The organism is Rhodopseudomonas sp., assembly GCF_048594845.1.
Taxonomy (GTDB): domain Bacteria; phylum Pseudomonadota; class Alphaproteobacteria; order Rhizobiales; family Xanthobacteraceae; genus Rhodopseudomonas.
Genome location: NZ_JBMDXE010000123.1, coordinates 1 through 3,010 on the forward strand (window position 1 = coordinate 1; position 3,010 = coordinate 3,010).

3 protein-coding genes and 1 pseudogene are annotated in these 3,010 nt (G+C 63.9%); all 4 read right to left on the reverse strand.

Annotation, left to right across the window (positions count from 1 at the left end; translation table 11 throughout):
- Window positions 1-278: ABC transporter substrate-binding protein (locus tag ACOJTD_RS07510; protein WP_420132298.1), on the reverse strand; the 278-nt coding region annotated here is incomplete at its 3' end.
- Window positions 255-1,160: pseudogene (locus ACOJTD_RS07515) on the reverse strand (aliphatic sulfonate ABC transporter substrate-binding protein); the annotation flags it as partial. The pseudogene ACOJTD_RS07515 and the gene ACOJTD_RS07510, both read right to left, overlap by 24 nt.
- A gap of 206 nt (window positions 1,161-1,366) precedes the next feature.
- Window positions 1,367-1,888: an Lrp/AsnC family transcriptional regulator gene (locus ACOJTD_RS07520; RefSeq protein ID WP_420132296.1), complete on the reverse strand. Its 522-nt coding sequence runs from the start codon at window positions 1,886-1,888 to the stop codon at window positions 1,367-1,369.
- Between the two features lie 278 nt (window positions 1,889-2,166).
- The coding region (locus tag ACOJTD_RS07525) for an aliphatic sulfonate ABC transporter substrate-binding protein (protein WP_420132297.1) at window positions 2,167-3,010 on the reverse strand (844 nt) is incomplete at its 5' end.

Consider the following 3,010-nt stretch of genomic DNA (forward strand, 5'->3'; position numbering starts at 1 on the left):
GTGTAGAACGGGTCCCACGCCACCCAGGCATCGACATTGCCGCCGACAAAGGCGGCGCGGCCATCCGCGGGGGTCAGGTAGCGGGGATCGATATCCTTGAAGGTGAGGCCAGCCTTGGCCAGCGTCGCCAGCAGGAGATAATGGCTGCCGGCGCCCTTGGTCACGGCGATGCGCTTGCCCTTGAGGTCCGCCGGTGTCTTGATCGCGGAATCGGCGGGAACGAGGATCGCCTGCGCTGTCGGGGAGGGCGCTTCCTCGGCGAAGAAGGCGTCGGCGATCTTCTGTTGCTCGGCAAGCCCATCCGGGCTGACGCGGCCGACCGCGTAGGAGCGGTGACTGTTGGCTTCCTCGACGATCGGCGCCTCGATGTTCCACAGGCCGGCCAGCAGCGTCGCGGCCTCTTTGGGATTGGCCTTGACCCAACGGCCGGTGTCCGCGAGCTTGTCGTAGATGACGTTCAACACGTCGCTGCGCTTCTCTGCATAAGGCGCCGACGCGAGATAATAGCGCTTGTAGCTGGCGAGGCCGCCGGCGCCGTCGCTCAAAATCCGGGCGCCGGTTTGATGCCGGGCGCTGGTGTAGAACGGGTCCCACGCCACCCAGGCATCGACATTGTTGCTGACGAAGGCGGCGCGGCCGTCCGCCGGCGCCAGATAGGCCGGCGTGATGTCCTTGAACGTGAGCCCGGCCTTGGCCAGCGCCGCGAGCAGCAAATAATGACTGCCGGCGCCCTTGGTCACGGCGACGCGCTTGCCCTTGAGGTCGGCCAGCGTCGCGATCGGCGACTGCGCCGCGACCAGGATGGCCTGCGCGGCCGGGGACGCGGCTTCTTCCGCCACATAGGCGAGTTGCGCCCCGGCGGCCTGCGCGAAGATCGGCACGGTGTCGGCGACGTCCGCGCCGAAATCGATGCTGCCGACATTGATCGCTTCGAGCAATGGCAGCCCGCTGGTGAATTCGTGCCAGCTGATCTTCACGCCGAGAGGCGCGAGCGCCTTTTCGAGTTCGCCGTTCGATTTCAGCACCGCGACCAGCGTCGACGAGCGCTGGTAGCCGATCCGCACCGTATCGGTCGGCGACTGCGCACGGCCGGGCTTCGTGGAGAGCGCGATCGCGGAGGCGGCGAGAGTCGACAGCAGAAATGAACGTCTGGAAGTCATCACGGATCCTTGCCAAAGAGGTGCGGGGCCGATCGGTCTGGACCACAGCGCCGAGTTGATAGTTTGTGAAGAAGAGTGGCCGCTGGCAATTCCGCAGTTTTCCGAAATGCAGATCGTTTGGACTTCCCGGCCGGACGCCTCGAGAAACTCCTTCTTCGTCATCGATCGGTGAGCGTCGATCGAGCTGGTGCCTGCTGTGCGTCGGACTAGCCCGACGGAGAAATCGCGCGGGCCGAGTCAGCGGAGGCGATCGGCAGCGCGGTGACCGACTTGATCTTCTCCATCGCGAAACGCGATGTAACGTTCTTCAGGGCCGCGGTTCTGATCAGCTTGCGATAGAATTCATCGAAGCTCTTCATGTCCGGCACGACGACGCGGAGAACGTAGTCGAAGTCGCCGGCGAGCCGATACATGTCGACGATCTGAGGCAGCGCTTTCAGCGTGGCCGCGAACGTCGCCTGCCATTCCTTGGAATGGTCGCCGCTTTCGATGAACACGAAGACCGACAGGCCCAGCCCGATCTTTTCCTGATCGACCAGCGCGACCCGGCCGGTGATGACGCCCTCCATCTGCAGGCGCTGGATCCGCTTCCAGCACGGTGTCGACGACAGGCCGACCTTGTTCGCAATCTCCGCCACCGACAGCGTCGCGTCTTCCTGCAGCAGCCGCAGGATCTTGAGATCGGATCGGTCGAGCGCGCGGGATATAGCAGGCGTGGGTGAATTCATTGGGACGTTCACGAACCGGCAGAATAAAACAGCCTGATGCGGCTGCGTTCGCAACGATCTAACGGCGGTTCATGAGGCATGACAACGGGGCCGGTGAAAATCGAAAGAACCTTTCACCCCACGTCCAGCCGGAAGAACAGCTAACCGAATGAGCGGCAATCGGCGATACGAACTCTCTTGTTAGCAAGGTGCGAAGTGTGAGTGTTCCCGCCAAAAGACAAGAGCTGACCTGTTTGGAGCAAGCGGATCAGCGCCATAGGGCGCTGATCCGCGGTTGATCAGGACGCCGGCGACCACTTCCAGACGATGTCGCGTACGTTGATCGGCTTCGGGATCAGGCCGAGCTTGTGGAATCGATCCGCGGTCTGCTGCTGCTCGGCGAGGATCTTGTCCGTCACCGGCGTGACCTGGAACACCGAGCGACCGACTAGCTTGCTCACCACCGCGGGATCGACGCCGGTGGATGCAGCGAGCGACTTGGTGATCTCGTCATGATGGCCGTTGGCCCACTGCGCTTCCTTGGCGAACGTCTGGTTGAGCAGCGCGACGACGTCGCCATGCGCATTGGTGAATTCGCGATTGGCGAGGAAGAAGCCGATCGACTCGTGGGCGTCGCCGGCGAAGCTCAGCACACGCGCGCCGCTCTTCTCGGCGAGGGCCAGATACGGATCCCAGATCGCCCACGCATCCACCGTGCCGCCCGCGAAGGCTGCCGTGCCGTCGGCCGGCGGCAGATAAACCGCTGTGACGTCGGTGAACTGCAGTCCGGCTTTTTCCAGGATCGCAACCGCGGTGTTGTGCGCGCTCGATCCCTTGGGAATGGCGAGGCGCTTGCCCTTGAGGTCGGCAACGGTCTTGATCGGCGAGTTGGCCGGCACGACGATGCCCTCGTTCTTGCCGGAGCCGGGCAGGGCGGCGACGTAGAGCAGGTTGGCAGTCGCCGCCTGCGCGAAGATCGGCGGAGTGTCGCCGGTGTAACCGAAATCGATAGTGCCGGTGTTGAGCGCTTCGAGCAGCGGCGGGCCGAAGGCGAACTCGACCCACTTCACGGAAAGGCCCTTTTCCTTCAGCGCTGCTTCGAGGACGCCGCGTTCCTTCACAGCAGGCTGAATGCCCGCCTTC